At 35.5% G+C, this 25,121-nt stretch carries 31 protein-coding genes and 3 pseudogenes; 4 read left to right on the top strand and 30 right to left on the bottom strand.

The window, feature by feature from the left end; all coding sequences use genetic code 11:
- Positions 1 to 3: 3 nt before the first annotated feature.
- The 10 genes and pseudogenes from EHV10_RS15135 to EHV10_RS09460 form a co-directional block, all read right to left on the bottom strand.
- The gene (locus EHV10_RS15135) at positions 4 to 426 is read right to left on the bottom strand and encodes an energy-coupling factor transporter transmembrane component T (RefSeq protein WP_128674606.1); all 423 of its coding nucleotides are present in this window, start codon (positions 424 to 426) and stop codon (positions 4 to 6) included.
- A 1-nt stretch (position 427) separates the two neighbouring features.
- Positions 428 to 1,048: a TetR/AcrR family transcriptional regulator gene (locus EHV10_RS09500; RefSeq protein ID WP_128674445.1), complete on the bottom strand. Its 621-nt coding sequence runs from the start codon at positions 1,046 to 1,048 to the stop codon at positions 428 to 430.
- Between the two features lie 74 nt (positions 1,049 to 1,122).
- The gene (locus EHV10_RS09495; protein WP_128674605.1) at positions 1,123 to 2,082 is read right to left on the bottom strand and encodes a DUF4846 domain-containing protein; all 960 of its coding nucleotides are present in this window, start codon (positions 2,080 to 2,082) and stop codon (positions 1,123 to 1,125) included.
- Positions 2,083 to 2,126: 44 nt separating this feature from the next.
- The gene (locus EHV10_RS09490; RefSeq protein ID WP_128674444.1) at positions 2,127 to 2,744 is read right to left on the bottom strand and encodes an SAP domain-containing protein; all 618 of its coding nucleotides are present in this window, start codon (positions 2,742 to 2,744) and stop codon (positions 2,127 to 2,129) included.
- A gap of 78 nt (positions 2,745 to 2,822) precedes the next feature.
- Complete coding sequence (locus EHV10_RS09485) at positions 2,823 to 3,233, bottom strand: GNAT family N-acetyltransferase (RefSeq protein WP_128674443.1); 411 nt, start codon at positions 3,231 to 3,233, stop codon at positions 2,823 to 2,825.
- A 72-nt stretch (positions 3,234 to 3,305) separates the two neighbouring features.
- Positions 3,306 to 3,722 (bottom strand): hypothetical protein, encoded by a 417-nt coding sequence (locus EHV10_RS09480; protein WP_128674442.1) that lies wholly within the window; start codon positions 3,720 to 3,722, stop codon positions 3,306 to 3,308.
- Between the two features lie 170 nt (positions 3,723 to 3,892).
- On the bottom strand, positions 3,893 to 4,459 hold the full coding sequence (locus EHV10_RS09475; RefSeq protein WP_128674441.1) for a GrpB family protein: 567 nt from the start codon (positions 4,457 to 4,459) through the stop codon (positions 3,893 to 3,895).
- 77 nt (positions 4,460 to 4,536) lie between these two features.
- Positions 4,537 to 4,850, bottom strand: a pseudogene (locus tag EHV10_RS09470) (GNAT family N-acetyltransferase); the annotation flags it as partial.
- 1 nt (position 4,851) lies between these two features.
- A partial coding sequence (locus EHV10_RS15415; RefSeq protein WP_148092617.1) for a GNAT family N-acetyltransferase occupies positions 4,852 to 5,143 on the bottom strand: 292 nt, incomplete at its 3' end.
- A 106-nt stretch (positions 5,144 to 5,249) separates the two neighbouring features.
- Positions 5,250 to 5,630 carry a hypothetical protein gene (locus EHV10_RS09460; protein ID WP_128674440.1) on the bottom strand — a complete coding sequence of 127 codons (381 nt, stop codon included), beginning with the start codon at positions 5,628 to 5,630 and terminating at the stop codon, positions 5,250 to 5,252.
- Positions 5,631 to 5,729: 99 nt separating this feature from the next.
- Between EHV10_RS09460 and EHV10_RS15410 the strand changes: the two genes are divergently transcribed.
- Together EHV10_RS15410 and EHV10_RS09450 are read left to right on the top strand one after the other, a co-directional pair.
- Complete coding sequence (locus EHV10_RS15410) at positions 5,730 to 6,011, top strand: type II toxin-antitoxin system RelB/DinJ family antitoxin (protein WP_334295165.1); 282 nt, start codon at positions 5,730 to 5,732, stop codon at positions 6,009 to 6,011.
- A 6-nt stretch (positions 6,012 to 6,017) separates the two neighbouring features.
- Positions 6,018 to 6,233, top strand: a complete 216-nt coding sequence (locus tag EHV10_RS09450; RefSeq protein ID WP_128674439.1) for a type II toxin-antitoxin system RelE/ParE family toxin — start codon at positions 6,018 to 6,020, stop codon at positions 6,231 to 6,233.
- A gap of 2 nt (positions 6,234 to 6,235) precedes the next feature.
- Here EHV10_RS09450 and EHV10_RS09445 read toward each other — a convergent pair.
- Together EHV10_RS09445 and EHV10_RS09440 are read right to left on the bottom strand one after the other, a co-directional pair.
- A pseudogene (locus EHV10_RS09445) lies at positions 6,236 to 6,939 on the bottom strand (ATP-binding cassette domain-containing protein); the annotation flags it as partial.
- 1 nt (position 6,940) lies between these two features.
- A pseudogene (locus tag EHV10_RS09440) lies at positions 6,941 to 7,775 on the bottom strand (ATP-binding cassette domain-containing protein); the annotation flags it as partial.
- A 290-nt stretch (positions 7,776 to 8,065) separates the two neighbouring features.
- Between EHV10_RS09440 and EHV10_RS09435 the strand changes: the two are divergent.
- On the top strand, positions 8,066 to 8,329 hold the full coding sequence (locus tag EHV10_RS09435; RefSeq protein ID WP_128674438.1) for a type II toxin-antitoxin system RelB/DinJ family antitoxin: 264 nt from the start codon (positions 8,066 to 8,068) through the stop codon (positions 8,327 to 8,329).
- Positions 8,330 to 8,608, top strand: coding sequence for a type II toxin-antitoxin system YafQ family toxin (locus EHV10_RS09430; RefSeq protein WP_128674437.1), 279 nt, complete (start codon positions 8,330 to 8,332; stop codon positions 8,606 to 8,608).
- Between the two features lie 56 nt (positions 8,609 to 8,664).
- Here EHV10_RS09430 and EHV10_RS09425 read toward each other — a convergent pair whose 3' ends face one another.
- The 18 genes from EHV10_RS09425 to EHV10_RS09340 all read right to left on the bottom strand — a co-directional run bounded on the left by EHV10_RS09425 (position 8,665) and on the right by EHV10_RS09340 (position 24,997).
- On the bottom strand, positions 8,665 to 9,141 hold the full coding sequence (locus EHV10_RS09425; protein ID WP_128674436.1) for a GNAT family N-acetyltransferase: 477 nt from the start codon (positions 9,139 to 9,141) through the stop codon (positions 8,665 to 8,667).
- A gap of 82 nt (positions 9,142 to 9,223) precedes the next feature.
- Positions 9,224 to 9,916: a 2-C-methyl-D-erythritol 4-phosphate cytidylyltransferase gene (ispD, locus tag EHV10_RS09420; RefSeq protein ID WP_128674435.1), complete on the bottom strand. Its 693-nt coding sequence runs from the start codon at positions 9,914 to 9,916 to the stop codon at positions 9,224 to 9,226.
- Between the two features lie 36 nt (positions 9,917 to 9,952).
- On the bottom strand, positions 9,953 to 10,969 hold the full coding sequence (gene tsaD, locus EHV10_RS09415) for a tRNA (adenosine(37)-N6)-threonylcarbamoyltransferase complex transferase subunit TsaD (protein WP_128674434.1): 1,017 nt from the start codon (positions 10,967 to 10,969) through the stop codon (positions 9,953 to 9,955).
- Complete coding sequence (locus tag EHV10_RS09410) at positions 10,956 to 11,867, bottom strand: ribonuclease Z (protein ID WP_128674433.1); 912 nt, start codon at positions 11,865 to 11,867, stop codon at positions 10,956 to 10,958. The genes tsaD and EHV10_RS09410 overlap by 14 nt, the downstream gene beginning before the upstream one ends.
- Complete coding sequence (gene rimI / locus EHV10_RS09405) at positions 11,861 to 12,301, bottom strand: ribosomal protein S18-alanine N-acetyltransferase (RefSeq protein WP_128674432.1); 441 nt, start codon at positions 12,299 to 12,301, stop codon at positions 11,861 to 11,863. Before rimI ends, EHV10_RS09410 begins: the two co-directional genes overlap by 7 nt.
- Positions 12,291 to 13,001 (bottom strand): tRNA (adenosine(37)-N6)-threonylcarbamoyltransferase complex dimerization subunit type 1 TsaB, encoded by a 711-nt coding sequence (tsaB, locus tag EHV10_RS09400; RefSeq protein ID WP_128674431.1) that lies wholly within the window; start codon positions 12,999 to 13,001, stop codon positions 12,291 to 12,293. Before tsaB ends, rimI begins: the two co-directional genes overlap by 11 nt.
- Positions 12,979 to 13,440 (bottom strand): tRNA (adenosine(37)-N6)-threonylcarbamoyltransferase complex ATPase subunit type 1 TsaE, encoded by a 462-nt coding sequence (gene tsaE, locus EHV10_RS09395; RefSeq protein WP_128674430.1) that lies wholly within the window; start codon positions 13,438 to 13,440, stop codon positions 12,979 to 12,981. The genes tsaB and tsaE overlap by 23 nt, the downstream gene beginning before the upstream one ends.
- A 2-nt stretch (positions 13,441 to 13,442) precedes the next feature.
- Entirely contained in the window at positions 13,443 to 13,931 is a 489-nt protein-coding gene (locus tag EHV10_RS09390) for a YcxB family protein (RefSeq protein WP_128674429.1), read from the bottom strand.
- 1 nt (position 13,932) lies between these two features.
- Complete coding sequence (locus EHV10_RS09385; protein WP_128674428.1) at positions 13,933 to 16,086, bottom strand: Tex family protein; 2,154 nt, start codon at positions 16,084 to 16,086, stop codon at positions 13,933 to 13,935.
- Positions 16,087 to 16,109: 23 nt separating this feature from the next.
- Complete coding sequence (locus tag EHV10_RS09380) at positions 16,110 to 16,463, bottom strand: leucyl-tRNA synthetase (RefSeq protein WP_128674427.1); 354 nt, start codon at positions 16,461 to 16,463, stop codon at positions 16,110 to 16,112.
- A gap of 13 nt (positions 16,464 to 16,476) precedes the next feature.
- Entirely contained in the window at positions 16,477 to 16,818 is a 342-nt protein-coding gene (locus tag EHV10_RS09375; protein ID WP_128674426.1) for a DUF2752 domain-containing protein, read from the bottom strand.
- A gap of 50 nt (positions 16,819 to 16,868) precedes the next feature.
- Entirely contained in the window at positions 16,869 to 18,086 is a 1,218-nt protein-coding gene (locus EHV10_RS09370; protein WP_128674425.1) for a homoserine dehydrogenase, read from the bottom strand.
- Between the two features lie 3 nt (positions 18,087 to 18,089).
- The gene (locus EHV10_RS09365; RefSeq protein WP_128674424.1) at positions 18,090 to 18,533 is read right to left on the bottom strand and encodes an ACT domain-containing protein; all 444 of its coding nucleotides are present in this window, start codon (positions 18,531 to 18,533) and stop codon (positions 18,090 to 18,092) included.
- A 125-nt stretch (positions 18,534 to 18,658) separates the two neighbouring features.
- Complete coding sequence (locus EHV10_RS09360; protein ID WP_128674423.1) at positions 18,659 to 20,374, bottom strand: phospho-sugar mutase; 1,716 nt, start codon at positions 20,372 to 20,374, stop codon at positions 18,659 to 18,661.
- Between the two features lie 70 nt (positions 20,375 to 20,444).
- Positions 20,445 to 21,293, bottom strand: coding sequence for a DNA-3-methyladenine glycosylase family protein (locus EHV10_RS09355; RefSeq protein ID WP_128674422.1), 849 nt, complete (start codon positions 21,291 to 21,293; stop codon positions 20,445 to 20,447).
- A complete protein-coding gene (locus EHV10_RS09350) occupies positions 21,286 to 22,179 on the bottom strand; it encodes an RluA family pseudouridine synthase (RefSeq protein ID WP_128674421.1) in 894 nt (297 codons plus the stop codon). Before EHV10_RS09350 ends, EHV10_RS09355 begins: the two co-directional genes overlap by 8 nt.
- Positions 22,179 to 22,451: a metal-sensing transcriptional repressor gene (locus EHV10_RS09345; protein WP_128674420.1), complete on the bottom strand. Its 273-nt coding sequence runs from the start codon at positions 22,449 to 22,451 to the stop codon at positions 22,179 to 22,181. Before EHV10_RS09345 ends, EHV10_RS09350 begins: the two co-directional genes overlap by 1 nt.
- Positions 22,451 to 24,997 (bottom strand): heavy metal translocating P-type ATPase, encoded by a 2,547-nt coding sequence (locus EHV10_RS09340; protein ID WP_128674419.1) that lies wholly within the window; start codon positions 24,995 to 24,997, stop codon positions 22,451 to 22,453. The genes EHV10_RS09345 and EHV10_RS09340 overlap by 1 nt, the downstream gene beginning before the upstream one ends.
- Positions 24,998 to 25,121 lie beyond the last annotated feature (124 nt).

Below are 25,121 nucleotides of genomic sequence, written 5' to 3'. Positions count from 1 at the left end.
TATTTATATTCTCCCTATTATTGTCCATATAACTAAAGCAACTATGAGAATAGCCATACCTGCATCCCATATTCCAAATCTCAGCTCAACCATACAGGTTCTTTTTTTCAGTCCTCCAAGTCCTCTTGAAAGTGCCGCTGCTGAAAGTTCTTCGCCTATCTTTGCAACAGACATCATAAGTGGAACCAATCTGTATTCCAAAATCATTGACGGGTTTTTCAGGAATTCCTTAGTTCCGAATCTTATCTCTCTCATCCTCATTGCATTACTGATGGACTTATTCTCCTCTGCCACTTTAGTCAAAAATAACATAAAAGGTATTCCTGTAATAAACGGAACCAAAATAAACAGCAAAGGATAAAGAAATGGGATTGCATTAATCATTCCCACTGTAAAAAATACCACAATATAAATTATTGTGACAATCCTAGATTTGAAGCAGTTTCCTCCATCCTGCCGTAAAAAAACTCGACAGACTTTGAACAGAATCCAGTGCTGTTTCTTTACTGAAATCATGTAAAACCGTTTCAAAAATACAGGCATAATATGCATGTATAATCATATGTAACTCATTCTTTGCAACACGATTATAAGAAATCCCCTTTTTATCCAGTGTTTCATATATACGATACATACTGTTTAATTCACGCTCAACAATGCGGTCAATATAGTTATTATATTCCGTTCCGTCCGAGCAGCAAATTATAAGCTTAAATATATCGAAATGCATATAAATATAGTGTATAAATTCTCTTATAGCATCTGAAGAAATATTCCAGATTTCATCCGTATTTCCCGTATCTATATTATCAAAGCATTTATCTTCAGCTCTATCAAATCCGGATAAAAGACCGGTTGCCACATCATCTACAAGTTCTCGAAAGATGGAAGACTTGTCCTCAAAATGCCTGTAAAATGCACCTGTAGTAACTCCTGCCTTCTTACAAAGCTCTCTGAGATTGGTCCTTCCATAACCATTTTTTAAAAAAAGCTCCTTTCCACTTTCCAATATCTTTTTATGTGTGATATCATATGCTCCGTTTGACATACTTTTACCTTTCTGATAACTTTGTTATCATTTTATCCCTTTTTAAGTTAGGTGTCAATAACTAACACCTATAGCTATTCCAAATAATCAAGCCTTTTTAAACTTCCCTCATCAAAGGTATAATTCTGTGTTCTTAAAGGATATTTTATCTCGCCTTCATAATACCATGGGTCCTCACTGTGGGCGGGATTTTTAATTATATGAAAACTTTGTGCCGGCATAAATCCCTGTGCAAGCAAAAATGCCTTTTCTCCCGCTTCATTTTCACAGATATCAGCCACCATTACCACATGTCCCGGGCTTCCTCCCTTTATAAAAATATCCCCCACCTGAATTTCAGAGATATCTACAGGTCTTGACTCTTTTTCCATAGACAATGTGGATGAATAGGCAAATACAATGCGAAGATACTTTTTAAATGTTTCCTCACCGCTGTCAGGATTTGTACTTTGCTCCCAGTACGGTTTATCATTTGAAAACTTTACTCTATACCCCTGTCTCCAGTGCTCATAATCGCATACAAAGCCGTCTACAAATGTAAAGCTTATCTTATCCTGTTTTCCTGACTTATAAAGATATTCAGCATATATTCTCATAATACTGTCTGCACATTGCTGCAAATCCTCCTCAGCCACTTCCATGGAAAATACCGCAGCATGACCGTTTCCTGCCTTTTCTCTTTTGTCAAAATAATATACCGGAGTACCGTCAGGCTCCAAATTATAATTACCTATAAAATGGGCAAAACTTCCCTCAGCCGCTTCCACCCTTTTATATCCCTTTGGAGTAATAAAACGGGTAAAAAGTGTGTTGCCCTCAGGATTTATAAAATCCGAAAGTTTTACAGCACTTTCCTCAGTGCTTTCTTCCTTGCTCTCATTATCATTTGTTTTTATATCATTACTATTTTCAACAATTGTACTTTCCGCTTCCTCATTTGTGACGGTATTCATATTTTTACTCTTACAACCCCAGCATATGCAAATCATCATAATAAGCAGTAAATAAAATTTATTTCTCTTCATAAAATTCATCAATATCTGTATAAATCCTTTCAAACTCTTAAAATCAGATTTATTTACTTTAAGTACTTATCTATTTTGTTTCTATATTTTTTTAAAAGTTCCCTTGAATAAACTTTTTCATTTTTTGAGTCTCTAACTTCTTTCCAAAGGGCAGCTGCAGTTTTTAACTTGTCAGAATAGTGCTCGCTACATTCATCTCTACAAAAATCTTTTAAAAACTGATTCCATTGACAAGCTGAATTATCATACTTAGCGTAATCCGATTCACCATAATATACTTTCAGCATATCTTGTATCGTAAAGCTTAAATCATTTTCAGCTTTTACTTTCCTCCAAGCTGTTGCCATATCAGCATTAAATTTAAACGGATTAACTCCTGTTACAGCAGAAAAATAATCTCTAAATTTTTGGTTAAAGGAAAAGCCGGATTCAAGCAATGGCGTATTTAAATTTATCGATTCAGTTTGATTTTTGTTTACTTTCCTTACAGATTTTTCCACTCTGTTTCCCTTAAAAAATTGTTCTATAATTAAGTTCAGCTCCTGCTTTGTACATCTATATTCCAGCCCAAGAGCCTTACAAATTTGTGAAAGTTCTTCTCGATACCAATAGTATCTGTTAAATTCTTCAAATGATTTTATATCTTTAAAATCCGGTCTAGTATCTTTCATCAACCCTCCTCTACAAATTCTGATTTACCTATAATGGTCATCATAGTAACTAATCCCAATTCCAAACCACATTTCAAATCACAACTCTTTTGTATAATAGTATCTCTCCCCTGTATAAGGGTATTTTTCCAATGCAAACACTTCTTTATAACCATGCTTTTCATAAAATTTCGGTGCTTGAAAATTAAAAGTATCCACGAATGAATACTTACACCCTCTTTCTTTTGACTCTCTTTCCGCAATTTTCAAAATTTTTGAACCGATCCCTTGTCCCCGTAAATCATCACTGACATATAAATATTCAATCTCAAGCCAATTTCCAAAAGTTTCCGCTACCATTCCTGCCTTTAAATTGCCCTGTTCATCTTCCAAATAAATATTTAAAGGTTCACTTTTAGACGGCTCTCTCTTTGATCTGTTATATGCTCTGATTAAATTTGCCAATTCTTGAGTTTTTTTCGATTCAGCATTTTCTAATTTTAATTCCATAACTTATACACCCTCTACTTTTTTATAATACGATTTGTTAAATTCTAATTACCGGACTTAGCTAACAAAGATTTATAGCTCTTTTAATTCTAAAAATTGCCCTACAATCACATAGTTTTGAAGATCCTCTTTGCTTAACCCTCTCGTGATAAACAAATCATCATAAATCGAAATAGACTTACTTACATCTTCACTTTCAATATGAAAAAAACCTGTTTTTAAATCAATACCGACATAAATGTCACCATTAAGTTTATAGGCAACAATATCATTTATATTACCTGCATTTTCATGGAAATGTTCCTTTGAGTTTAAATTTACAACTTCCTTAAATTTTATATTGTCATAATTTTGTGTAGGATATTTATCTTGAAAATATGTGTTTAAATTGCTCCCACTTATTCTATTTGGTTTAAGGAACTTAGATTTCTTTTCATATAATTCTTTCCAAAATCTTAACTTATTTTCATCCACTTTGTATGTAATCATGGCATAAAACACCTCCACAAATTCTAATTTTATCTAATCCGGTTATCAGCATTGCATATATGCTACACTTATACTTTAATTACATTACGAATAATTGCTTAAGTATTGGAGATGCAATATGTCAACACTACAAATTCGTATTGGGCTAAGTCGGACAAACCGGAAGTTATTTAATATATTCCACCATATTCACTTTTTGCTAAATTTGTATATTTATTTATAAATTCCGCTTTTGCATTTGTATATCCATCTCTATCATGTTCAAATTCTTTCCAAAGGGATAGTTTTAAGGTTTCATATTCTTTAGCTATTTCCTTATGCTCATTCAAATAATCTCTGAAATACAATTCATCATTATCTCCGGCAATTCTAATATGAAGATGAAATACTTTTTCTGCAAATCCTTGTTCTGTATACCCTTTATTTAATATGGTACGAGTTTCAGTCACATTCATACATAGCCATCCATTATTTATGAGAATATTTTTAACAACATCTAAATCTTCTTTATTGTTTACTTCAACCAATATATCCACAATATTTTTTGCCCATATTCCCAATATAGCGGTGCTACCGATATGAGATATTCTTTTTATATACTTATTTGGAACCGCTGATAAAATCGATTTTCTTTCTTCATCATACCATATTATCCACTTTTTATTATATTCAACTAAAAATATCGGAAACAATTGCCAAAGTTCTTTTAAGCTCATTTCCTCCAATTTTTTACTCATACTCTTCCTCTGTAAATTCTGATTTACCTATAATGGTCATCATAGTAACTAATCCCAATTCCAAACTACATTTCAAATCATAACTCTTTTGTATAATAGTACCTCTCCCCTGTATAAGGATAATTTTTCAATGCAAACACTTCTTTATAACCATGCTTTTCATAAAATTTCGGTGCTTGAAAATTAAAAGTATCCACGAATGAATACTTACACCCTCTTTCTTTTGACTCTCTTTCCGCCATTTTCAAAATTTTTGAACCGATCCCTTGTCCCCGTAAATCATCACTGACATATAAATATTCAATCTCAAGCCAATTTCCAAAAGTTTCCGCTACCATTCCTGCCTTTAAATTGCCCTGTTCATCTTCCAAATAAATATTTAAAGGTTCATNCGAATGAATACTTACACCCTCTTTCTTTTGACTCTCTTTCCGCCATTTTCAAAATTTTTGAACCGATCCCTTGTCCCCGTAAATCATCACTGACATATAAATATTCAATCTCAAGCCAATTTCCAAAAGTTTCCGCTACCATTCCTGCCTTTAAATTGCCCTGTTCATCTTCCAAATAAATATTTAAAGGTTCATTTTTAGACGGCTCTCTCTTTGATCTGTTATATGCTCTGATTAAATTTGCCAATTCTTGAGTTTTTTTCGATTCAGCATTTTCTAATTTCAATTCCATAACTTATAAACCCTTTGCTTTTTTTATAATACGATTTGTTAAATTCTAATTACCGGGCTTAGCTAACATAATCAATTATTATTTTCTTTATTTCCAAATCAGACTTTTATCCATTAAACAATAATTTCATAGAATTCATTGGAATTACTTCTAAAACAAAATGTTCATCACTAATTCCGGTATTTGGGTGTGAATGTGCAATCTTTATGTTAAACTCTCCAACATAATATGAATTATCATTCAAAAAAGTACCAAAAACAATATACTGTACTCCAATATAATCAAGAATCCCGCTATCATCCGGGAGAAGACTCATAACCTCAAAAGGTTTTTCGATATCTACACCATATTTATCCAGCCATAATGCCAATTCAGCAAATTCTTTTCTTGACTTAAGGTAGTACAGCTTACAATAATCACAGTCACATAACATATCTAAGGACAATGAATCATAGTACTTTTTCATTTTAACTATATCTATCTTCACAGTTATCTCCTTAAAACTTTATCAAATTCTAATTTTATCTAATCCGGTTATCAGCATCGCATATATGCTACACTTATACTATAATTATACTATAAATAATTGCTTAAGTATTGGATATGCAATATATCAACACTACAAATTCGTATAGATGATCAGCTAAAGAAAGACGCCGACTCACTATTTTCAAGTCTGGGTTTGGATACATCAACAGCAATAAGGATTTTCTTAAATGCTTCACTTGAACACAATGGATTACCATTTCCTGTTGTACATAAAAAGCAATATAATGAAAGTCTTAATGCAATTCAAGATACAAGGTTACATAGAAACTTAAATGGACCATATAATTCTGCAAAAGAAGCTGTTTTAGCTATGTTGTAGGATTAAATGTATCAAATTCTATTTACAAATAAGATGAAGCGTGATGTAAAGCGAATCAAGAAAGGTGGTAAAAATATTGCAAAATTAGTAGATGTACTTGATTCACTTAGTACAGGAAAACCACTTGAGTCCAAATATAGAGACCATCAACTCTCCGGTAATATATCAGACTTTAAGGAATGTCACATAGAACCGGATTGGTTATTAATATATCGTGTTTAAGATTATAGGCTTATTATTTTATTCGCTATATCTTCCACAAACCTCTTATCGTGTTCCACAAATATGAGTGTAGGATTTGCTCTTTTTATAATTTCCTCAATCTGTATTCTTGATATTACATCTATATAATTCAGCGGTTCGTCCCAAACAAATATATGAGCCGGCTTTGATAAGCTTACAGCAATTAAAACTTTCTTTTTTTGTCCATCGCTATAGTTCTTCATATCCATTTCAAATAATTCTCTTGCAAAATCTAATTTTCTAAGAATTGTTTTACACAATGTTTCATCAACACCTTGGCTTTTAATATACTCATTTAGACTACCCGTTAAATTTGATGTATCCTGAGGAATATATGATATTTTTAAATCACTTGCTAATTTTACATCACCTGAATACTCGTGATGTAACCTTAGTAAAATTTTAATCAAGGTTGATTTTCCGCTACCATTACCCCCATATATAGCCACTATATCACCTTGCTTTATATCAAAACTGATATTACTTAATATTTGCCTTTCTCCATAATATGATGATAAATCGCAAACTGATATTAGAGGATTTTTGTGATGATCTAAAGTATGCAATAATAGACTTTCCTTTGTTTCAATATCTTTTAGTAAATTCTGTTTTTCTTCTATTGCCTTATTTTGTCTATTCTCCAAATTCTTAGATTTTTTCATCATCTTAGCAGACTGATGACCTANTTGTTTCAATATCTTTTAGTAAATTCTGTTTTTCTTCTATTGCCTTATTTTGTCTATTCTCCAAATTCTTAGATTTTTTCATCATCTTAGCAGACTGATGACCTATATGTCCCTTGTCCGGTTTTACACCTGATACTTTCACACCGTTTTTAGTATTTTCAATTTTATCGGACCAAATTTGGCTTTGTCTTGCAGCTTCTTTTAATCGTTTAATATCTTTTCTTAAATTCTCATTTTGACTAATCTCAAATTGGTCTTTCATCAATTTATTTTCATACCACGATGTAAAATTTCCTGATTGGACATCAATAGAATTCCTGTTAATGGAAATAACATGATTGATACAACCATCTAAAAAATCTCTATCATGAGATATAAGCAAAAAACCTTGTTTATTTTTCAGATACTCACTGACAATTTTTCTTCCGTCCATATCTAAATGGTTTGTCGGTTCATCTATAAGTAAAAAACCATCTTCTCCTGTAAACAAAATAGCTAAAAGGATTTTTGTTTGTTCTCCTTTAGAAAGCGTTTCAAACTTTCTGTAAACAAGACTCTCATCTACATTTAGCAAATTAAGTTCTCTAAATAATTTCCATTCTTCCTCATCTGATATTAGTTCTTTATATAAATCAATCCCTAATTTTGAAGTATCACTTAAATCGGGTGGGAATTTAATAAAGTCAACACTTTTGCTGATTTTCCCACTATAAACTTCTTGGTTTAGAAGTAGCTTAAATAGTGTTGATTTTCCAATTCCGTTTCTTCCTATCAACCCTGTTTTCCAGTTCGTATCAAATGAAAATGATACATTTTCAAATATAGGTTTTTCATANGTCAAACTCCCGTGTTGATTTTCCAATTCCGTTTCTTCCTATCAACCCTGTTTTCCAGTTCGTATCAAATGAAAATGATACATTTTCAAATATAGGTTTTTCATAGCCATAATATGAGAAACTAAGATTTTCAATTTTAATTGTTGACACAAAAATACCCCCCTCAAATTCAAATTTACCCGGACCGGCAAACTGTAATTTTATCTAATCCGGTTATCCGCATTGCATATATGCTACACTTATACTATAATTATACTACAAATAATTACTTATATATTGGAGGTGCAATATGTCAACACTACAAATTCGTATAGATGATCAGCTAAAGAAAGACGCAGACTCACTATTTTCAAGTCTAGGTTTGGATACATCAACAGCAATAAGAATTTTCTTAAATGCTTCACTTGAACACAATGGACTACCATTTCCTGTTGTACATAAAAAGCAATATGATGAAAGTCTTAGTGCAATTCAAGATGCAAGGTTACATAGAAACTTAAATGGACCATATAATTCTGCAAAAGAAGCTGTTTTAGCTATGTTAGAGGATTAAATGTATCAAATCCTATTTACAAATAAGATGAAGCGTGATGTAAAGCGAATCAAGAAGCGTGGTAAAAACATTGCAAAATTAGTAGATGTACTTGATTCACTTAGTACAGGAAAATCACTTGAGTCCAAATATAGAGACCACCAACTATCCGGTAATATGTCAGACTTTAGAGAATGTCATATAGAACCGGATTGGTTATTAATATATCGTGTTGAAGATGATAGGCTTATTATCATTGCAACTGAAACCGGTACTCACGCTGACCTTTTCGGTATGTAGTTTTACAAATATGTAAATCATTATATTATAGCACTACAAACCGAGATCTATCAGCCTCAGCTATCTTTCTCATAGTACACTATATTCATAATATCGCTGATATTATCTATCTTTTCAATTCTATGATATCCAAGCTTTTCATAGAGATGGCAATTACCTTTTTCCTGTAAAATAGTGCCTAAACACCAATTTTCACTTCCATGTATTTTTTCAGCAGCCTTGATGGCTTGTTGAGCATATCCTTTATTTCTGAACTCCGGCATTATCCATATTGGAGCTATTTTCTTCCTGCTTCCATCTTTATTATCAATGATACGAACCACACCAATTCTTTTGGAATTAACAACAATAAAATAATAAGTTGTACATGGCTGTTCAAACTTTGACATTACCTTGTCAAATGTTTCAGCGGCAGGGCTTATATCATAATCATTATATTTTTCCAAAAGTCCTGCAAATGCTTCCAGTTGCATCTTCCAAATAGTCTCCATATCTTCTTTTATCGCTTGGATAAGTTCAACATCCCTGTCCATTACTCCCCCTTACAACTTCTAATTTATATATCTTATAAATACCCGAAAAGCCAACGTAACCACAGGCACATCGGCTTTTCCGTCAACAATTACCGGCGTCCAAAAACATCTTAGCTATCACTATATCCTCAGGTGTGGTTACTTTTATATTTTTATAATCACCCTCTATCAGTCTTACCTTTGTATCATTAAACTTCTCCACCACCATTGCATCATCTGTAATTCCAAGAGATTTATAATCGGTTTTATACATCTTTTCAAATGCCGACTTTATAAGCTCCGTATAAAAGCATTGTGGAGTCTGTATAATACAAAGGGTACTTCGATCAATTGTCTCACCGCCAAACTCACCATCTCTCAATCTTATAGTATCCTTTGGAGCTACTACAGGTACCACCGCCCTATACTTAAGCGTTTCGTCTATACATCTGTTTATAAGTTCCACATTTATCATGGCTCTGGCACAGTCATGTATCAGACATATATCTCCTGATACAGCCTTCAATCCACTATATACAGAATCATATCTTTCATTTCCGCCGGAAACAATATCTTTTACCTTAAAAAATTCGTATTTTTTTACAATATCTTCTCTTACGAAGTCAATATCATCTTTTGAAGTGACTACAATGATTTCATCCACCTTACTTTCACTGAAGGCTTTTAAAGAATAGTATAATAAAGGCTTTTCAAAAAGCTCTACAAACTGTTTCTTTTTATCACTGCTAAATCTCTTACCGCTGCCTGCCGCCAGTATTATTGCCGTACTTTTCATAATCATATTCCAATATCGTTATAATACTTTTTATAATCACAGTTCCAGATTCGGCACTGCATTAAGTGCCAAATCTTTAAAGTTTTCATTTAAATACTCAAAGTATGCGGCCACACCAATCATTGCGGCATTATCAGTGCAATATATAGGTGATGGGAAATGAAGTTTCAAACCTTCTTCACTGCATTTTTCTTCCATCAGACTTCTAAGTGCTGTATTTGACGCCACTCCACCTGCCATAGCCACATTCTTTATATTATAATCCTTTGCAACTTCAATGGTATGTTCCACCAAAACCTCTACAACAGCTCTTTGAAATGAAGCTACAAGATCATTTACATTTATCTTTTCACCTGTCATATTTGCCTTGTTTTGATAATTTAGGACAGCAGACTTTACACCTGAAAAGCTGAAATCATATTTTGAATCATTTACTCTTGCCTTTGGAAACTCTATGGCATGAGGATTGCCAAGCTTTGCGGCCTTATCTATCTTTGGACCACCCGGATATCCAAGTCCCACGCTTCTTGCCACCTTATCAAATGCCTCACCTGCCGCATCATCTCTGGTGGTGGCAACTATCTCAAAATCATTATAATCTTTTACAATTGCTATTTCAGTATGACCTCCTGAAACAATCAAACATACAAATGGCGGCTCAAGTTCTTCATGCTCTATAAGATTTGCAAGTACATGTCCCTTTATATGATGTACACCTATAAGCGGTTTATTCAGTCCGTAGGCAAGTGCCTTTGCTTCGCCCACGCCTACAAGCAGTGCACCTACAAGTCCCGGTCCGTATGTAACCGCTATTGCATCTATATCATCAAAGGTAACATTTGCCTCTTTCAGTGCATCTTTTATAACAAAATTTATATTTTCTATATGCTTTCTGGAGGCAATCTCAGGGACTACGCCTCCGTATATTGTATGCAAGTCTATCTGTGATGAAATAATATTTGAAAGCACCTTTCTTCCATCTTCCACAACTGCTGCCGCAGTCTCATCACATGAACTTTCTATTGCAAGTATTTTTACATTACTCTTCTTCATAACCAAGCTCTACACTCCATCCATCTCTTGCGGTTTCTATAACCGGACAGATTTTTTTCAGCTTATCAATATACTCATCCGGTTTATTCATTGACGGCGAATAATGTGTCAACCACATTCTCTTGGGATTTGCAACTTTTCCAAGATTTGCAGCTTCCATCATAGTCATATGCTTATGTTCTTTGGCATTTTCTTCTTTTTCATCTTCACCATACATACCCTCACATATAAACAGGTCGCAATCAGCGGCATAATCTGCAATAATCGGAACAGGTCTTGTATCTGTGCAATAATTTACCTTTATACCTCTTCTTGCCTCTCCCATTACCATATCAGGAGTATATGTGATATCTCCGTCAGTGATAGTTTCACCATGCTGCAATTTATTCCAGTATTTTAACGGTATATCAAGCTCCTTTGCTCTGGCGGCATCAAACTTGCCCTTTCTGTCAATAGAAATTCTGTAGCCGTAGCATGTTACTCTATGGCTTACCTTATACGCTTCTATCTTATAAGGTGCAAAATCTATCACTTCCTCATTTTCTCTAAGTTCATGGAACTGAATTTCAAAAGGAAGCTCCGGTGCTATAACTCTCATAGCATTTACAACTCTTTCAAGTCCCTTAGGACCTATGATAAGAAGCGGAGTGGTCTTTTCACAATTTCCGATTGTAAGTAAAAGTCCCGGTAAACCGCTTATATGATCCGCATGAAAATGTGTAAAACAGATCACATCTATAGGCTTCGGACTCCATCCCTTCTCTTTTATGGCAACCTGAGTACCCTCACCGCAATCTATTAAAAGATTTACTCCTTCACATCTGGCCATCATTGAAGTCAGCCATCTGTAAGGTAGCGGCATCATACCTCCGGTACCTAATAAACAAATATCTAACATTTTATATATCCTTCCATTAACAGAGCATCATCTGTGGGATCAAAGTAATATTCTTTTCTGATACCGATTTTTTTAAAGCCATAATGCTCATACAGACTTATGGCGTCTTTGTTTTGGCATCTGACCTCAAGAAAAACCTTTTTTACTTTCATATCTCTAAGATTTGAAATCATAAAGTTCATTAACTTATGTCCACAGCCAAATCCTCTGTACTGTTTATCGGTAGCTATTCTAAACAGCTCCGCTTCATCTTCATTTACCCTGAAAACTATATATGCCAAGACTCTATAGTCATCTTCAATCACGATGCAGTAATCGAATTTAGATTCTATAGAGTCTTTTATATTATTTTCGCTCCATGCATCACTAAAAATATCAGTTTCTAAGCTTCTTATTGCTTCCACATCAGAAAGAAGCATGGGTCTAATCCACATTTCTCTCCCTTTCAGCTTGGCTTTTTCTAAGATATTCCGGTCTCATATCATCAGATACCATGGTTTTTCCTTCTTTAAACATCTCCATACCAAGCATTGCAATATTTGATGCTCTTTGTCTGTTCAAATTTGCCGGAGCAAAATCATGTGCAATTTCAAAGTTTCCATCAATATATTCCTTGAATACCGGAACTCCGTCACCAAGGAATACTGTTCTTATTATTTTTTCTTCTTTATCTATTTCTCCTAGTATGTCAAGTAATTCATCTATGGAAATCGCCATTGATTCTCTTATAACTTCCAATTTACCTACATTTTTATATATACCTGTATATACTTGATTTCTTCTGGCATCCATTATAGGTACAATCAGAGCATCACTTGAGTATATATTTAATGCCATAGCATCAAGTGTAGGCACATGAATAAGCGGCAAATCAAGTGCCAGTCCCAGTCCCTTTGCACTCGCAGCACCTATTCTAAGTCCGGTAAATGATCCCGGACCTCCTGAAATTGCAATAGCTGAAAGCTCTTTTAGATCCACTCCTGTCATTTTTACTATTTCATTAAGCATTGGCAATAATGTCTCTGAATGAGTCTTTTTAAAATTTGTAGTATATTCCGCTATTGTCACATTTTCATCTATTATTGCAACTGAAGCCACTAATGCAGCACTTTCAATTCCCAAAATCTTCATCATTCATGCCTTCCACTGCTATTTTTCTGTAATCAAATCCCTTTTCAAGATCCTTTGATATAACAACCCTTATAATATTTGCCGGCAATGCTTCTTCTATAAGCTTTGACCACTCTATAAGGACTATAGCATCATCATATATAAATTCATCAAATCCTATTTCATCAAGCTCAGAGATATCAGAAATTCTGTACACATCAAAATGATGCAGTCTTTTATCACCTTCATAGCTTTTCACTATATTAAATGTAGGACTTACAATATCTCTCTTTATTCCAAGCCCTGCACCGAATCCCTTTGCAAAAACGGTTTTACCGACTCCAAGATCTCCGTCAAGGCATACCACCGCAGAACCGGTTTTTGCCTTCAGATTATTTGCAATCCTAAAGGCAATATCAAATGTTTCCTTATCGGAAAAACTCTCAAATACCCTTGTATTCATAATTATAAAAAACTTACCCTTGTCTTCTCTTTTAAAACAGCAACTATCTTGTCTTTATTTTCCTTTGTATATCTGTCAGGTAATAAATAACCTCTGACAGCATCCACGTATATTATTATAATACCGGGTACTATCCTTGAACGAAATCCGCTCTCCCACTTAAAATCAACACTCTCTCCCTTTGATGAAACCACAATTCCCTCATCATTCATCTCAAGTGAAAGCCCTGCTCTTATAGCCTCGCTTCTTGCCTGTTTTGCTGATTTTAGATAAAGCATTGCCGGCTGTATTATCAAAAACATATTTGCCAATACCAAAAATAGGATTTTTCTTGGAGTATCAATTTTATTCCAAGAAGTAATCATATAATAATACATTACAGCAGTAAAAAGCACATTAAATATCAGCAGGAAACCTCTGTTGCTGTGATACATGGAAAAAAGCCATATATCCTTTGCATTAAGCTGCATATCTATCTTTATTTTATTCATATCAATCCAATACCATAGACAGTGCTATTCTCTTTTTCTTTAAGTCCACACTGTCCACCTTTACTTCAACAATATCTCCTACACTCACTGCTTCAAGAGGATGCTTTATAAACTTCTTGCTAAGCTTTGATATATGCACAAGTCCGTCCTGATGTACTCCGATATCCACAAATGCACCAAAGTCAATAACATTTCTGACTGTTCCCTTTAATATCATGCCCTCTTTTAAATCTTCCATCTCCATAACATCAGTACGAAGTATAGGCTTTTGCATCTCATCTCTTGGGTCTCTTCCAGGCTTTTCAAGCTCTTTTAATATATCTTTTAAAGTAATCTCACCTATTCCGATTTCATCAGATACCTTTTTAAAATCAGTGATTTTCTTTGAAATACCGTTAAGTCCGGCAACAGTGATATCCTTGGAACTGTAACCTATACTCTCCAAAAGCTTCTTTGTAGCCTCATAACTTTCAGGATGCACACTTGTCATATCAAGCGGCTCTTTACCTTCATTTATTCTAAGGAAACCTGCACATTGCTCAAATGCCTTAGGTCCAAGCTTGGAAACCTTTAAAAGCTCTTTTCTTGTCTTAAAGCTTCCGTTTTCCTCCCTGTATACAACTATATTTTTTGCAACAGCCTTTGAAATACCTGAGATATACTCTAAAAGAGGTGCTGAAGCGGTGTTCAAATCCACACCTACCTTGTTTACACAGTCCTCTACAACTCCCGAAAGTGCTTCTGAAAGTTTTTTCTGGTTCATATCATGCTGATACTGACCGACACCTATTGATTTAGGATCTATCTTTACAAGCTCTGCCAGAGGATCTTCAAGTCTTCTTGCAATAGATGCCGCCGATCTTTGGCCTACATCAAAGTTTGGAAACTCCTCTGTTGCAAGTTTACTTGCCGAATATACACTGGCTCCCGCCTCATTTACAATAATATACTCAAGCTTTGTATCAACTTCTTTTATAAGCTCTACAATAACAGCCTCGGATTCTCTGGAAGCAGTACCGTTTCCAAGTGAAATAAGACTTATATTGTATTTCTTTATAAGCTCTTTTAAAACCTTTTTTGACTCTGCAACTTTATTTTGCGGTGCTGTAGGATATATAACCTTTGTATCAAGTACCTTTCCGGTCTCATCAACTACTGCAAGCTTACACCCTGTTCTGAAAGCCGGATCCCAACCAAGCACAACTCTACCTGCTACAGGTGGCTGCATCAAAAGCTGTGTAAGATTCTTTCCGAATACCTTTATGGCCTCATCCTCTGCCTTTTCTGTAAGACTTGATCTGATATCTCTTTCTATTGAAGGTGCAATAAGTCTCTTATATGCATCATCAATAGTATCCTTAAGTATCTGCTCAGTATGCACATTATGCTTTTTTATAATGCATTTTTCCAGATATCTGATAATCTCCTCAACCGGAGGATCAAGCTTTACTGTAAGTATTTTTTCTTCCTCTCCTCTGTTGATTGCAAGTATCTTATATCCGGCAGTTTTTGAAACGCTCTCTGCAAAATTGTAGTAGTTTTCATATACAGATTCTACCGTTTCATCCTTTGCCACAGAAGTCAGTATACCCTGCTTAAATGAGAGATCTCTTATCTTATTTCTGAATGTGGCATCATCTGAGATCTTCTCTGCAATAATATCCATAGCACCTGCTATAGCATCCTCAGGTGTTTCCACTTCAAGACCTTCTTTATCTGAAAGATATTTTTTTGCTTCCTCAAGTGCCGGCTGTTGAAGATTTTCCTCGTAAATATCTGTGGCGAAATTCTCAAGGCCCTTTTCAATAGCGATCATCGCTCTTGTACGTCTCTTAGGTCTGAACGGTCTGTAAAGATCATCCACTGCTACCAGGGTAAGTGCCGACTCTATTTCTTTTTTAAGCTCTTCTGTAAGCTTTCCCTGCTCCTCAATTGCCGATAATACCTGTTCCTTCTTCTCCTCAAGATTTCTGAGATACTTTAATCTCTCATCAAATTGTCTGAGTATTTCATCATTTAGAGAGCCTGTTACCTCTTTTCTATATCTTGAAATAAAAGGAATTGTGTTACCCTCATCTATAAGCTTTATAGTGGCCTCCACCTGTGTCGTCTTTATTCCAAGCTCTTCTGCAAGGATCTTTACTATATCAGTCAATTCTATTTCCTCCCTTATTTATATTAGTGCGCTATGTAAAATTGAATATAATCCTGCAGTACATTTATCTGCTCCGGTTTAAACATACTTAAAACATTCGGATCTTTTAGTTGCGTAATGACAAAAAGTATCATTAAGTATATAATTAAGCCTATTAATATTCCAAATATTCCTGTAATAATACCTGCAACCGCTCTTCCCCTTATTCCGCCTACGGCTGAAATAATTCCGAATGCAACAGCAAATATTCCCATAGGAATACCCAGCGGAACTCCTGATGTCGGCATAGCACACATATTCAGAACTATCGAAACTATTCCGAATACCAAAGCTCTGTTTTCCCATCTTTTTTTTGCAATACTTACGGTATCTTTCATCTACAATCCTCGTCTATTTTAATAAGTCAATTCCTCTAAAGATTAAAAACCAGTCTTTTACAATCCAGTTTAAAATCATTACAGCAATTCCTATATATAACATCGGCAAAACAATCTTGTCTTTATTCAAATGCTTGCCACTAATCTTATACTTTACTACAAAAGCGAAAAAAATAAAAGTTGCAATAACAGTATAAAGTACTATCGGGTTATAAATAAAGCTTTTCCATATATTCCCTCTTACCAAAAATCTCACTGCCCTGGTTCCGCCACAACCCGGACAATAAAGACCGGTAAATTCATGAAATGCACATGGAGGTACAAAACTTAATAAAAATTCTAATATCTTTCTCATTTTCTTCCCAAATATAATTTTGGCACCACCGATGGTAGTGCCAATAAAAATTAAACTATCTTTGTCCTTATATATTTTATCACACCGCTCAGATTATTCAAAGCACTAAGGAAATCTTTTTCCTTAAGCACTCCTGTTATCAAAGCGAATTCGTCCTTGCCGTCAAGGTATACTTCTCTTGAATCCTTGAATTCAGACTTACATTTTTCTATAAACTCACTGTCTCTGCCCATAAATCTTACAAAGTATCTATGGCTTGTCTCCTGCATATCTACAACTTCCTGCTTGTTCTCACCCCAGCCGAAAGGTACATTTCCATGCTTATTCTTTGCAATTGCAACAATATCTGCAACTACTGCACTTGCAGTAGGAAGCTTTCCTGCACCGCTACCATAGAGCATGCTCTTTCCAAGCATATTTCCCTCAACCATGATACCGTTAAATACATCATTTACCATAAAGAGCGGATGACTGCTCTCAACCATTACAGGTGCTACGAATGCATAAAGCTTATCATTTTCAAACTTAGCATCACCGAACAGCTTAATTGATGTATTAAGATGCTTTGCATACTCAAAATCTGTAGTATCTATCTTTGTAATACCCTCTGTATGAATATTTTCAAAATTTACTTCCTTACCTGTTGCAAGAGATGAAAGTATTGCAATCTTTCTGCAAGTATCATGCCCTTCCACATCAGCCTCAGGATTTCTCTCAGCATATCCAAGATCCTGTGCTGTAGCAAGTGCCTTTTCAAAGCTCTCACCCTCTGCATCCATCTTTGTAAGTATATAATTTGTAGTACCGTTTAAGATACCTGTAATCTCCTTAAAATGCTCACCTGCATAGCTCTCTGTCAAAGTTCTGATAATAGGAATACCGCCGCCTACACTTGCTTCAAAGAAGAAGTTTACATTTTTTTCTCTCGCAATCTTTAAAAGTTCTGTACCATGTGCCGCTACCAAGGCCTTGTTTGATGTGGTAACATGCTTACCTGACAAAAGCGCATCCCTTACAAACTCAAATGCCGGTGATGTTCCGCCCATTGTCTCTACAACTACATCTATCTCCTTGTCCTCTATAATCTCTTTAATGTCATGCACCAATAAGCTTTCCCACTCGGTTCCCGGGAACTCACGCAGATCAAGAATTCTCTTTACAGCTATATCCTCACCTGTCTTCTCCTTTAAAAGTACATTGTTTTCTTTTATAACTTCATATACGCCTGAACCTACTGTTCCAAATCCCAATATCGCAATATTAAACATAATTTACTCCCTAGCTAATATTTTTATATCAAAGATGCCGTCTAAATTTCCGATTTCATCTACCATCTTAGATAAGTCTCCTGTATCCTTTAAAACCTCTATAGATAAAGAAATAGTCGCCACACCGCTTACAGGTATGGTCTGATGTATTGTCAAGATATTGGCATGATACTTTGCAACCACTGCCAACAGCTCTGATAAAAGTCCCATTTCATCCGATATCTGAATAGAGAGGGTGATATTCCTTCCCTTTGAAGAATCATCAAATGGAAAGATATCATCTTTATATTTGTAAAATGAGCTTCTGCTTATACCGCATTTATCTGTGGCTTCCTTTACAGTCATCATCTTGTCCGCAGTCAAAAGCCTTTTTGCTTCAACCACCTTAATGAGTACCTCAGGTATTGCTTTATCTTTTACCACATAATATTTGATATTCTGTTCCATGTTCGCCCCTAAAATACATTTGTACGTCTACCGCACAATGATAGCACAGTAGATTTTAAATTGCAAGTAAAAATGTTTTATATTAATGCATTAAAAAAGAGGCCGTTTACACAGCCTCTAAAAATTTAAGCTAAACTCTTCTTTAATTCATTTGCTATCTTATTCTCCAATTCTCTTGCACTTGCCTCATTCTCACTGCTTATAGCAAGGTAGAGTTTTAACTTCGGCTCAGTTCCTGAAGGTCTGAGTACCGCAGATGAGTTACCCTCAAGCATATACTTTATAACATTTGACTTAGGAAGATCTATTGCCTTTTTCTCTCCTGTAACAAGGTTTGTCTGAGTTGAAGTCTCATAATCTCTTACTTCCAAAACTTTTACTCCGGCAATTTCTTTCGGTGTATTGTTTCTGAAAGTGTCCATTATTGCATCCATCTTCTTCATTCCGCTCTCGCCTTCAAACTCAAATGAATAAAGTGTATTAAGATAATATCCGTACTTCTCATATAATCCGTTAAGTACATCAAGTAATGACTTGTTCTGTGCCTTATAGTATGCAAACATCTGTGCAATCAAATATGCTCCGTTTACAGCATCCTTATCTCTTACATAGCTTCCTGAAAGATATCCGTAGCTCTCCTCAAATCCAAGGAGGTATCTGTCTACTTCACCGTCTTTTTCAAGATTTGCAATCTGATCTCCGATATATTTAAATCCTGTAAGCACATCTCTGGTCTCAATACCGTAGTTATCGGCAACTCTGTTTGCAAGATCTGTAGTAACTATTGTTTTAACAACTACAGGCTTTTTAGGCATGATTTCCATTGCAACTTTTCTCTTTGCAATAAAGTCTGTAAGTAAAACACCTACCTCATTTCCTGAGAACAGCCTGAAATCATCTCCCTGCTTCACTGCAATACCTACTCTGTCACAGTCAGGATCTGTAGCGATAAGAATATCCGCTCCTACCTCTTTAGCAACATTAAGGCCTACTTCAAGAGCTTCTCTTATCTCAGGATTCGGATATGGGCAGGTAGGGAAATCTCCGTTTGGAGTGGCCTGCTCTTTTACTATCTCGATATTTGTAAATCCGTTTTTCTTAAGGCAAGTTGTAACACATCTTAAACCTGTTCCGTAAAGCGGTGTATAAGCAATTTTTACATCCTTATCAACATCATCACCTATAAAAGTCTGTGTTGAAACAGCATCCATAAATGCATTAAATGTATCTTCACTTATATATTCAATAATGCCTGACTTAAGTCCTTCCTCAAAATCAACCAGCTCATAGTTTGAGAATGTCTCCACACTGTTGATCTCATCAAGTATTCTGTCTGCCGCCTCATTGGCTATCTGACATCCGTCAGCACCATATACTTTGTATCCGTTATACTTTGCAGGATTGTGACTGGCTGTAACCATTATACCTCCGTCACATCCGAGCTCTCTTACCGCAAAAGAAAGTGCAGGTGTAGGCATCAGTTCTTTCCAGATATATACCTTGATTCCCGCTCCGGCAAAGATGCTTGCCGCTCTTTTTGCAAATACATCGGAATTGTTTCTGCTGTCATATGATATGGCAAGCTTAGGAGCCTTTGATATGGAATTTATATAGTTTGCCAAACCTCTGCTGGCCTTTCCAACAGTATAAATATTCATTCTGTTGCTTCCCACTCCAAGCACGCCTCTAAGACCGCCAGTACCGAATGCCAATTCCTTATAAAATCTGTCATTGATAGCCTCTTCATCATTTTCAATGGATGCCATCTCTTTTACAAGAGCCTCATCAGCCAAATCGGCATTTTTCCAAGTCTCATAAGCTTTTTTTGTAAGTTCGTTCATAATGCTCCTTTCATAGGAAATGTGTATTTTTTCACATTTTTATATGGTAATATAATATCAAATTTCTGTGCTAATTACTACTATGTTTCACACTTTCTCTACCATAATAGAAAATATATTGTTGAATAACACCTGCATAACCCTCATAAAGCTCCAGCGGAAATTCTCCGTCATAGTGTTCATCAATCATCCTTTTTATCCAGACATCTATAGGGAAGGCCGCAATTCTGTGATAACCGAACAATGCCACACAGTTTGCCACCTTTATACCGACTCCCTTAAGGCTCATTAGAGCGGCTAAAAGTTCGGTATCGTTAAGCTTTGAGAGTTCCTCAAGTTCTATATCTTTTCTGAATACCGCCTTTGAAGTGGCCTCTATATATGGGCTTCTGTATCCAAGTGAGCAGGCATTTAACTCATCAATACTTGCATTTGCTAAAGCCTCCGGTGTGGGGAAACTATAAAACTCTGTATCTGGATCTATATTTTTTATAAATCCGGGAACTTGCATATCTATTTTTTTTCCGTAAACCTTTGAAAGTTTTTCAACCGAAGATTTAATTGCCGGTATGCTCTTTCTTTGTGAAATTATAAATGATATAAGCATTTCCCATTTATCCTGATTTAATATACGAATTCCGTATGAATATTCGGTCGCTTTTATCAAAAACAGATCGCTCTTTGGAATATTCTTCTCATACTCTTTATAATCAAGCCTAAGGTCAAAATAATCCAGCCAAAAATCATTAAACTCCTCTTCACTGCAAGAGAGTATATATCCGTCCCCGTCCTCTTTTATAAACAGCAGCTTATCACCTGCCACAAGACTGAATTCATCCTCATAAATATTAAATCTGAATATCTGTCCGCTGTCTGCAATCTTTCTCATATCAAGATGTGGGTATTCTATTCTAAACATAATTCTTTCCTATCTTTTCTTTAAAATCTGCCGGTAAATCACATTCAAGATACATTCTCTCACCTGTTATAGGATGTATAAATTCAAGGCTTTTTGAATGTAAGAGCGGTCTTACCAAACTTTTACCGTAATCATCTTCATTATACAAATAATCTCCTACAAGCGGTGCACCTATATGACTCATATGTACACGTATCTGATGTGTTCTGCCTGTTTCAAGTCTAAGCTCTATTAAAGAATATTTTTCAAATCTTTTCAAGACCTTAAAATGTGTCACAGCCCTTTGACCGTCAAAGCTTACTTTTCTTTTTATCAAAGTATCATCCTCTCTGGCTATCGGCAAGTCAACAGTATCTACATCCGGCAATCTGCCGTCATCTTTTACTATAGCATTATATACTCTTTTTATCTGCCTGTTTTGCATAGCAATATTTAAAATGCCCGCACTTAAGAAATGCTTTGCCACTATTGTAAGTCCCGTAGTGTCTTTATCAAGTCTGTTAATGCATCTGAAAACAAAGTTCTTGCCATTATAATAATGCATCAGAGCGTTTGCAAGTGAGTTCTCATAATTGTTAAGGCTTGGATGAATCGGCATATCTCCACCTTTATTTATAACTATAATATCATCATCCTCATATTTTATATCAAGTTTAATATCCACAGGTAAAATATTTTCGCTCTTTTTATTTTCACATACACGCACAAGAAGCCGGTCATTTACCGCCGGCTTCTGATTCATATAAGCCCAAACTCCATTGAGCATTATACCATTTTCATATTTTTTCAAGTCTATAATATTTGAGGCTGAATATCCCTTTGTTTTTAAATAGTCTTGAATATCCTTATACTCCCCGTCTATTATATAAAGAATTTCTCTTTCCATTATTTCATCATCTTCTTTATCATATTTGACAGCTCAAATATCTTTTCTTTTCTCTCTTCCTCACTGCCTGTAGCTGCCGCATCCAAAATGCAGCCCTCTATATGTGCTTCCAAAATAATACGGTTTGTTCTTTCAAGAAGAGCTCTGGTGGCAAGAACCTGATTTGATATATCAATACAATATCTGTCCTCTTCCACCATCTTTATTATGCCCTCAAGCTGTCCTTTGGCTGTCTTTAGCTGCCGTAAAACAGTCTTAGAATCGGCTCTCATTATACTACCTCATAGCCTGCATCTGTGATAGCCTTTTTCACCTTCTCCAAATCTGTATCGGCACTGTGCTCTATTGTAACATTTTTTGCATCCAAATTCACCAGTGAATTGCTCACACCTTCTACACCTCTTGTCACTTTCTCCACAGTTGCCTTGCAGTGCTCACACATCATTCCGTTTACATTAATTACTGTTGTCATATTTTTATCCTCTTTTCTATTATTTTCAATGAGTTCTATCTCATCATTTTCTACATTGTTTTTCTTTATTTCCTTTGGCTTAAATGCTCTAAGTCTAAGTGCATTGCTTACCACACATACACTGCTCATTCCCATTGCCGCTGCTCCGAACATAGGACTGAGCTTCCATCCAAGGCTTAGATAAAATACTCCTGCAGCCAGTGGAATTCCTATTGAATTATAAAAGAATGCCCAGAAAAGATTCTGCTTTATATTTCTGATTACAGCCTTACTTAAATCAATTGCTGTGGCCACATCCTTTAATGAGCTGTGCATCAATACTATATCCGCACTCTCTATAGCGATATCCGTACCTGCACCTATTGCAATACCTACATCCGCTCTTGCAAGTGCAGGCGAATCATTGATACCGTCACCGACCATTGCCACCTTATGACCTGCTTCCATAAGCTTTCTGATATGTTCTTCCTTATCGGTAGGTAAAACTTCGGCAATAACCTTTTTAATGCCTGCTTCCTTTGCTATAGCCATTGCAGTGTTTTTATGATCACCTGTAAGCAATACAACATCAATATTTCTGTTTTTAAGAGCCTGTATAGCTTCCTTACTGTCTTTTTTTATTGTATCCGCAACTGCAATAATTCCAAGCAATTTGCCGTCTTTAGTAAAGTACATAGGTGTCTTACCCTGAGCGGCAAGTTCATTCCCCTTTTTAAATACTTCTGTAAAGTTTTCACTGTTTCCGTACTGCTCTTTTATGGCCTGCTCATTTCCGGCAATTATTTTTGAATTATCAATACTTGCAACAATACCTCTTCCGAATATAGCCTGAAACTCTGTAGGTGAAACAATCTCTAAATTCTCTTCCTTAGCCTTTTCTACAATAGCCTCAGCTAAAGGATGCTCCGAAGCACTCTCAACTCCCGCAGCCAGCTTTAAAAATTCATTCTTATCTACATCAAATGCCAAAATATCTGTAACTACAGGCTTACCCTCTGTTACGGTACCTGTCTTATCAAGTACTACAGTATCAATACTGTGAGTTGTCTCAAGTGCATCTGCGGACTTTATAAGTATTCCGTTTTCAGCACCCTTACCTGTACCCACCATTATAGCTACAGGTGTTGCAAGTCCAAGTGAACATGGGCAGGATATAACAAGTACCGCTATGGCACAATTTAGTGCAAATGAAAAATCATATCCAAGTGCCAGCCATACTATAAATGTGATGAGAGCAATTCCCATCACTACAGGTACAAATACTCCTGCGACCTTATCAGCCATCTTGGCAATAGGTGCTTTTGATGATGAAGCTTCTTCCACCAAAGCAATAATCCTTGAAATGGCGGTGTCCTCACCCACCTCTGTGGCCTTTATCCTTACACTACCGTTTTTATTTATAGTGGCGGCTATAAGCTTATCGCCTTTCTCCTTTTGTACAGGTATACTCTCACCTGTAATGGCACTCTCATCCACACTGGTACTGCCCTCAATTATCATCCCGTCTACCGGAATGCTTTCACCCGGACGTACTATTACAATATCTCCCACTACAACATCTTCTGTAAGTATATTTTCCTCTACACCGTCACGAAGCACATTTGCCCTCTTCGGTGATAAGTCTATAAGCTTTGATATTGCATCAGTCGTTCTTGCTTTTGAACCTGTTTCAAAAAATTTTCCTAATGTAATTAGAGTCAAAATCATTGACACAGATTCAAAATAAAGATTCATTCTGTATTCCGTCACTGTATGCATATCGGCATTATTAAGCGCATAACCCATTACGTATATTGCAATTACACCATATATAAATGCGGCAACTGTACCTATCGCAATAAGTGTATCCATATTCGGTGAAAGATGGAAAAGAGATTTAAAGCCGCTTATATAATACTTTCTGTTTACATACATTACAGGCAGTACTAAAAGAAGCTGTGTCAGAGCAAAGCCTACCGGATTACCCTCACCCGATAAGAATTTAGGAAGTGGCAAGCCTATCATACTTCCCATACTGAAATACATTAAAATAACCAAAAATACTATAGATACCTTCAACCTAAGCTTCATAGAAGCTATTGCATCATCATTGGTCTTTTTTATACTCTTCTCTTCTTTTTTCTGTTTTGTATCTGTAGCCAAAGATGCTCCGTATCCGGCATCCGCTATATTTTTTATTATATCATTTGAGTTCAGCTTATCTTCTTTATATTCCACCTGCATGGAATTTGTCAAAAGATTTACCGAGACATTCTCCACACCTTCAAGCTTACCTACCACTCTCTCCACTTTGGCGGAGCAGGCGGCACAGCTCATTCCGGTAATATTATATTTTTCTTTTACCATATTTCTCCTTTCTTCTACACCCCCACGGGGTATTAGTATAATACATCCTTTACCTATACTTTGTCAATTAAAAATATAAATTTTCTTAAGTAAAATAACTTTATAGAGAAAAAACCCTTACAAA

Source organism: Lachnoanaerobaculum gingivalis (genome assembly GCF_003862475.1).
Classification (GTDB): Bacteria; Bacillota; Clostridia; order Lachnospirales; family Lachnospiraceae; genus Lachnoanaerobaculum; species Lachnoanaerobaculum gingivalis.
The sequence above is the reverse complement of the archived record's forward strand: the minus strand, read 5'-3'. Positions and strand labels throughout refer to the sequence as shown.

What these genes read in the sequence shown, in the direction of transcription:
- EHV10_RS09435 (WP_128674438.1), top strand. Translation starts at nt 8,066, where the DNA reads ATGTCAACACTACAAATTCGTATAGATGATCAGCTAAAGAAAGACGCA.
- EHV10_RS09340 (WP_128674419.1), bottom strand. Translation starts at nt 24,997, where the DNA reads ATGGTAAAAGAAAAATATAATATTACCGGAATGAGCTGTGCCGCCTGC.
- EHV10_RS09425 (WP_128674436.1), bottom strand. Translation starts at nt 9,141, where the DNA reads ATGGACAGGGATGTTGAACTTATCCAAGCGATAAAAGAAGATATGGAG.
- tsaE (WP_128674430.1), bottom strand. Translation starts at nt 13,440, where the DNA reads ATGAATACAAGGGTATTTGAGAGTTTTTCCGATAAGGAAACATTTGAT.
- EHV10_RS09490 (WP_128674444.1), bottom strand. Translation starts at nt 2,744, where the DNA reads ATGAAAGATACTAGACCGGATTTTAAAGATATAAAATCATTTGAAGAA.
- EHV10_RS09480 (WP_128674442.1), bottom strand. Translation starts at nt 3,722, where the DNA reads ATGATTACATACAAAGTGGATGAAAATAAGTTAAGATTTTGGAAAGAA.
- tsaD (WP_128674434.1), bottom strand. Translation starts at nt 10,969, where the DNA reads ATGAAGAAGAGTAATGTAAAAATACTTGCAATAGAAAGTTCATGTGAT.
- EHV10_RS09485 (WP_128674443.1), bottom strand. Translation starts at nt 3,233, where the DNA reads ATGGAATTAAAATTAGAAAATGCTGAATCGAAAAAAACTCAAGAATTG.
- EHV10_RS09410 (WP_128674433.1), bottom strand. Translation starts at nt 11,867, where the DNA reads ATGTTAGATATTTGTTTATTAGGTACCGGAGGTATGATGCCGCTACCT.
- EHV10_RS09375 (WP_128674426.1), bottom strand. Translation starts at nt 16,818, where the DNA reads ATGAGAAAGATATTAGAATTTTTATTAAGTTTTGTACCTCCATGTGCA.
- tsaB (WP_128674431.1), bottom strand. Translation starts at nt 13,001, where the DNA reads ATGATGAAGATTTTGGGAATTGAAAGTGCTGCATTAGTGGCTTCAGTT.
- EHV10_RS09355 (WP_128674422.1), bottom strand. Translation starts at nt 21,293, where the DNA reads ATGTTTAGAATAGAATACCCACATCTTGATATGAGAAAGATTGCAGAC.
- rimI (WP_128674432.1), bottom strand. Translation starts at nt 12,301, where the DNA reads ATGTGGATTAGACCCATGCTTCTTTCTGATGTGGAAGCAATAAGAAGC.
- EHV10_RS09390 (WP_128674429.1), bottom strand. Translation starts at nt 13,931, where the DNA reads ATGAATAAAATAAAGATAGATATGCAGCTTAATGCAAAGGATATATGG.
- EHV10_RS09430 (WP_128674437.1), top strand. Translation starts at nt 8,330, where the DNA reads ATGTATCAAATCCTATTTACAAATAAGATGAAGCGTGATGTAAAGCGA.
- EHV10_RS09350 (WP_128674421.1), bottom strand. Translation starts at nt 22,179, where the DNA reads ATGGAAAGAGAAATTCTTTATATAATAGACGGGGAGTATAAGGATATT.
- ispD (WP_128674435.1), bottom strand. Translation starts at nt 9,916, where the DNA reads ATGAAAAGTACGGCAATAATACTGGCGGCAGGCAGCGGTAAGAGATTT.
- EHV10_RS09495 (WP_128674605.1), bottom strand. Translation starts at nt 2,082, where the DNA reads ATGAATTTTATGAAGAGAAATAAATTTTATTTACTGCTTATTATGATG.
- EHV10_RS09500 (WP_128674445.1), bottom strand. Translation starts at nt 1,048, where the DNA reads ATGTCAAACGGAGCATATGATATCACACATAAAAAGATATTGGAAAGT.
- EHV10_RS09450 (WP_128674439.1), top strand. Translation starts at nt 6,018, where the DNA reads ATGTATCAAATTCTATTTACAAATAAGATGAAGCGTGATGTAAAGCGA.
- EHV10_RS09360 (WP_128674423.1), bottom strand. Translation starts at nt 20,374, where the DNA reads ATGAACGAACTTACAAAAAAAGCTTATGAGACTTGGAAAAATGCCGAT.
- EHV10_RS09345 (WP_128674420.1), bottom strand. Translation starts at nt 22,451, where the DNA reads ATGAGAGCCGATTCTAAGACTGTTTTACGGCAGCTAAAGACAGCCAAA.
- EHV10_RS09365 (WP_128674424.1), bottom strand. Translation starts at nt 18,533, where the DNA reads ATGGAACAGAATATCAAATATTATGTGGTAAAAGATAAAGCAATACCT.
- EHV10_RS09380 (WP_128674427.1), bottom strand. Translation starts at nt 16,463, where the DNA reads ATGAAAGATACCGTAAGTATTGCAAAAAAAAGATGGGAAAACAGAGCT.
- EHV10_RS09370 (WP_128674425.1), bottom strand. Translation starts at nt 18,086, where the DNA reads ATGTTTAATATTGCGATATTGGGATTTGGAACAGTAGGTTCAGGCGTA.
- EHV10_RS09475 (WP_128674441.1), bottom strand. Translation starts at nt 4,459, where the DNA reads ATGAGTAAAAAATTGGAGGAAATGAGCTTAAAAGAACTTTGGCAATTG.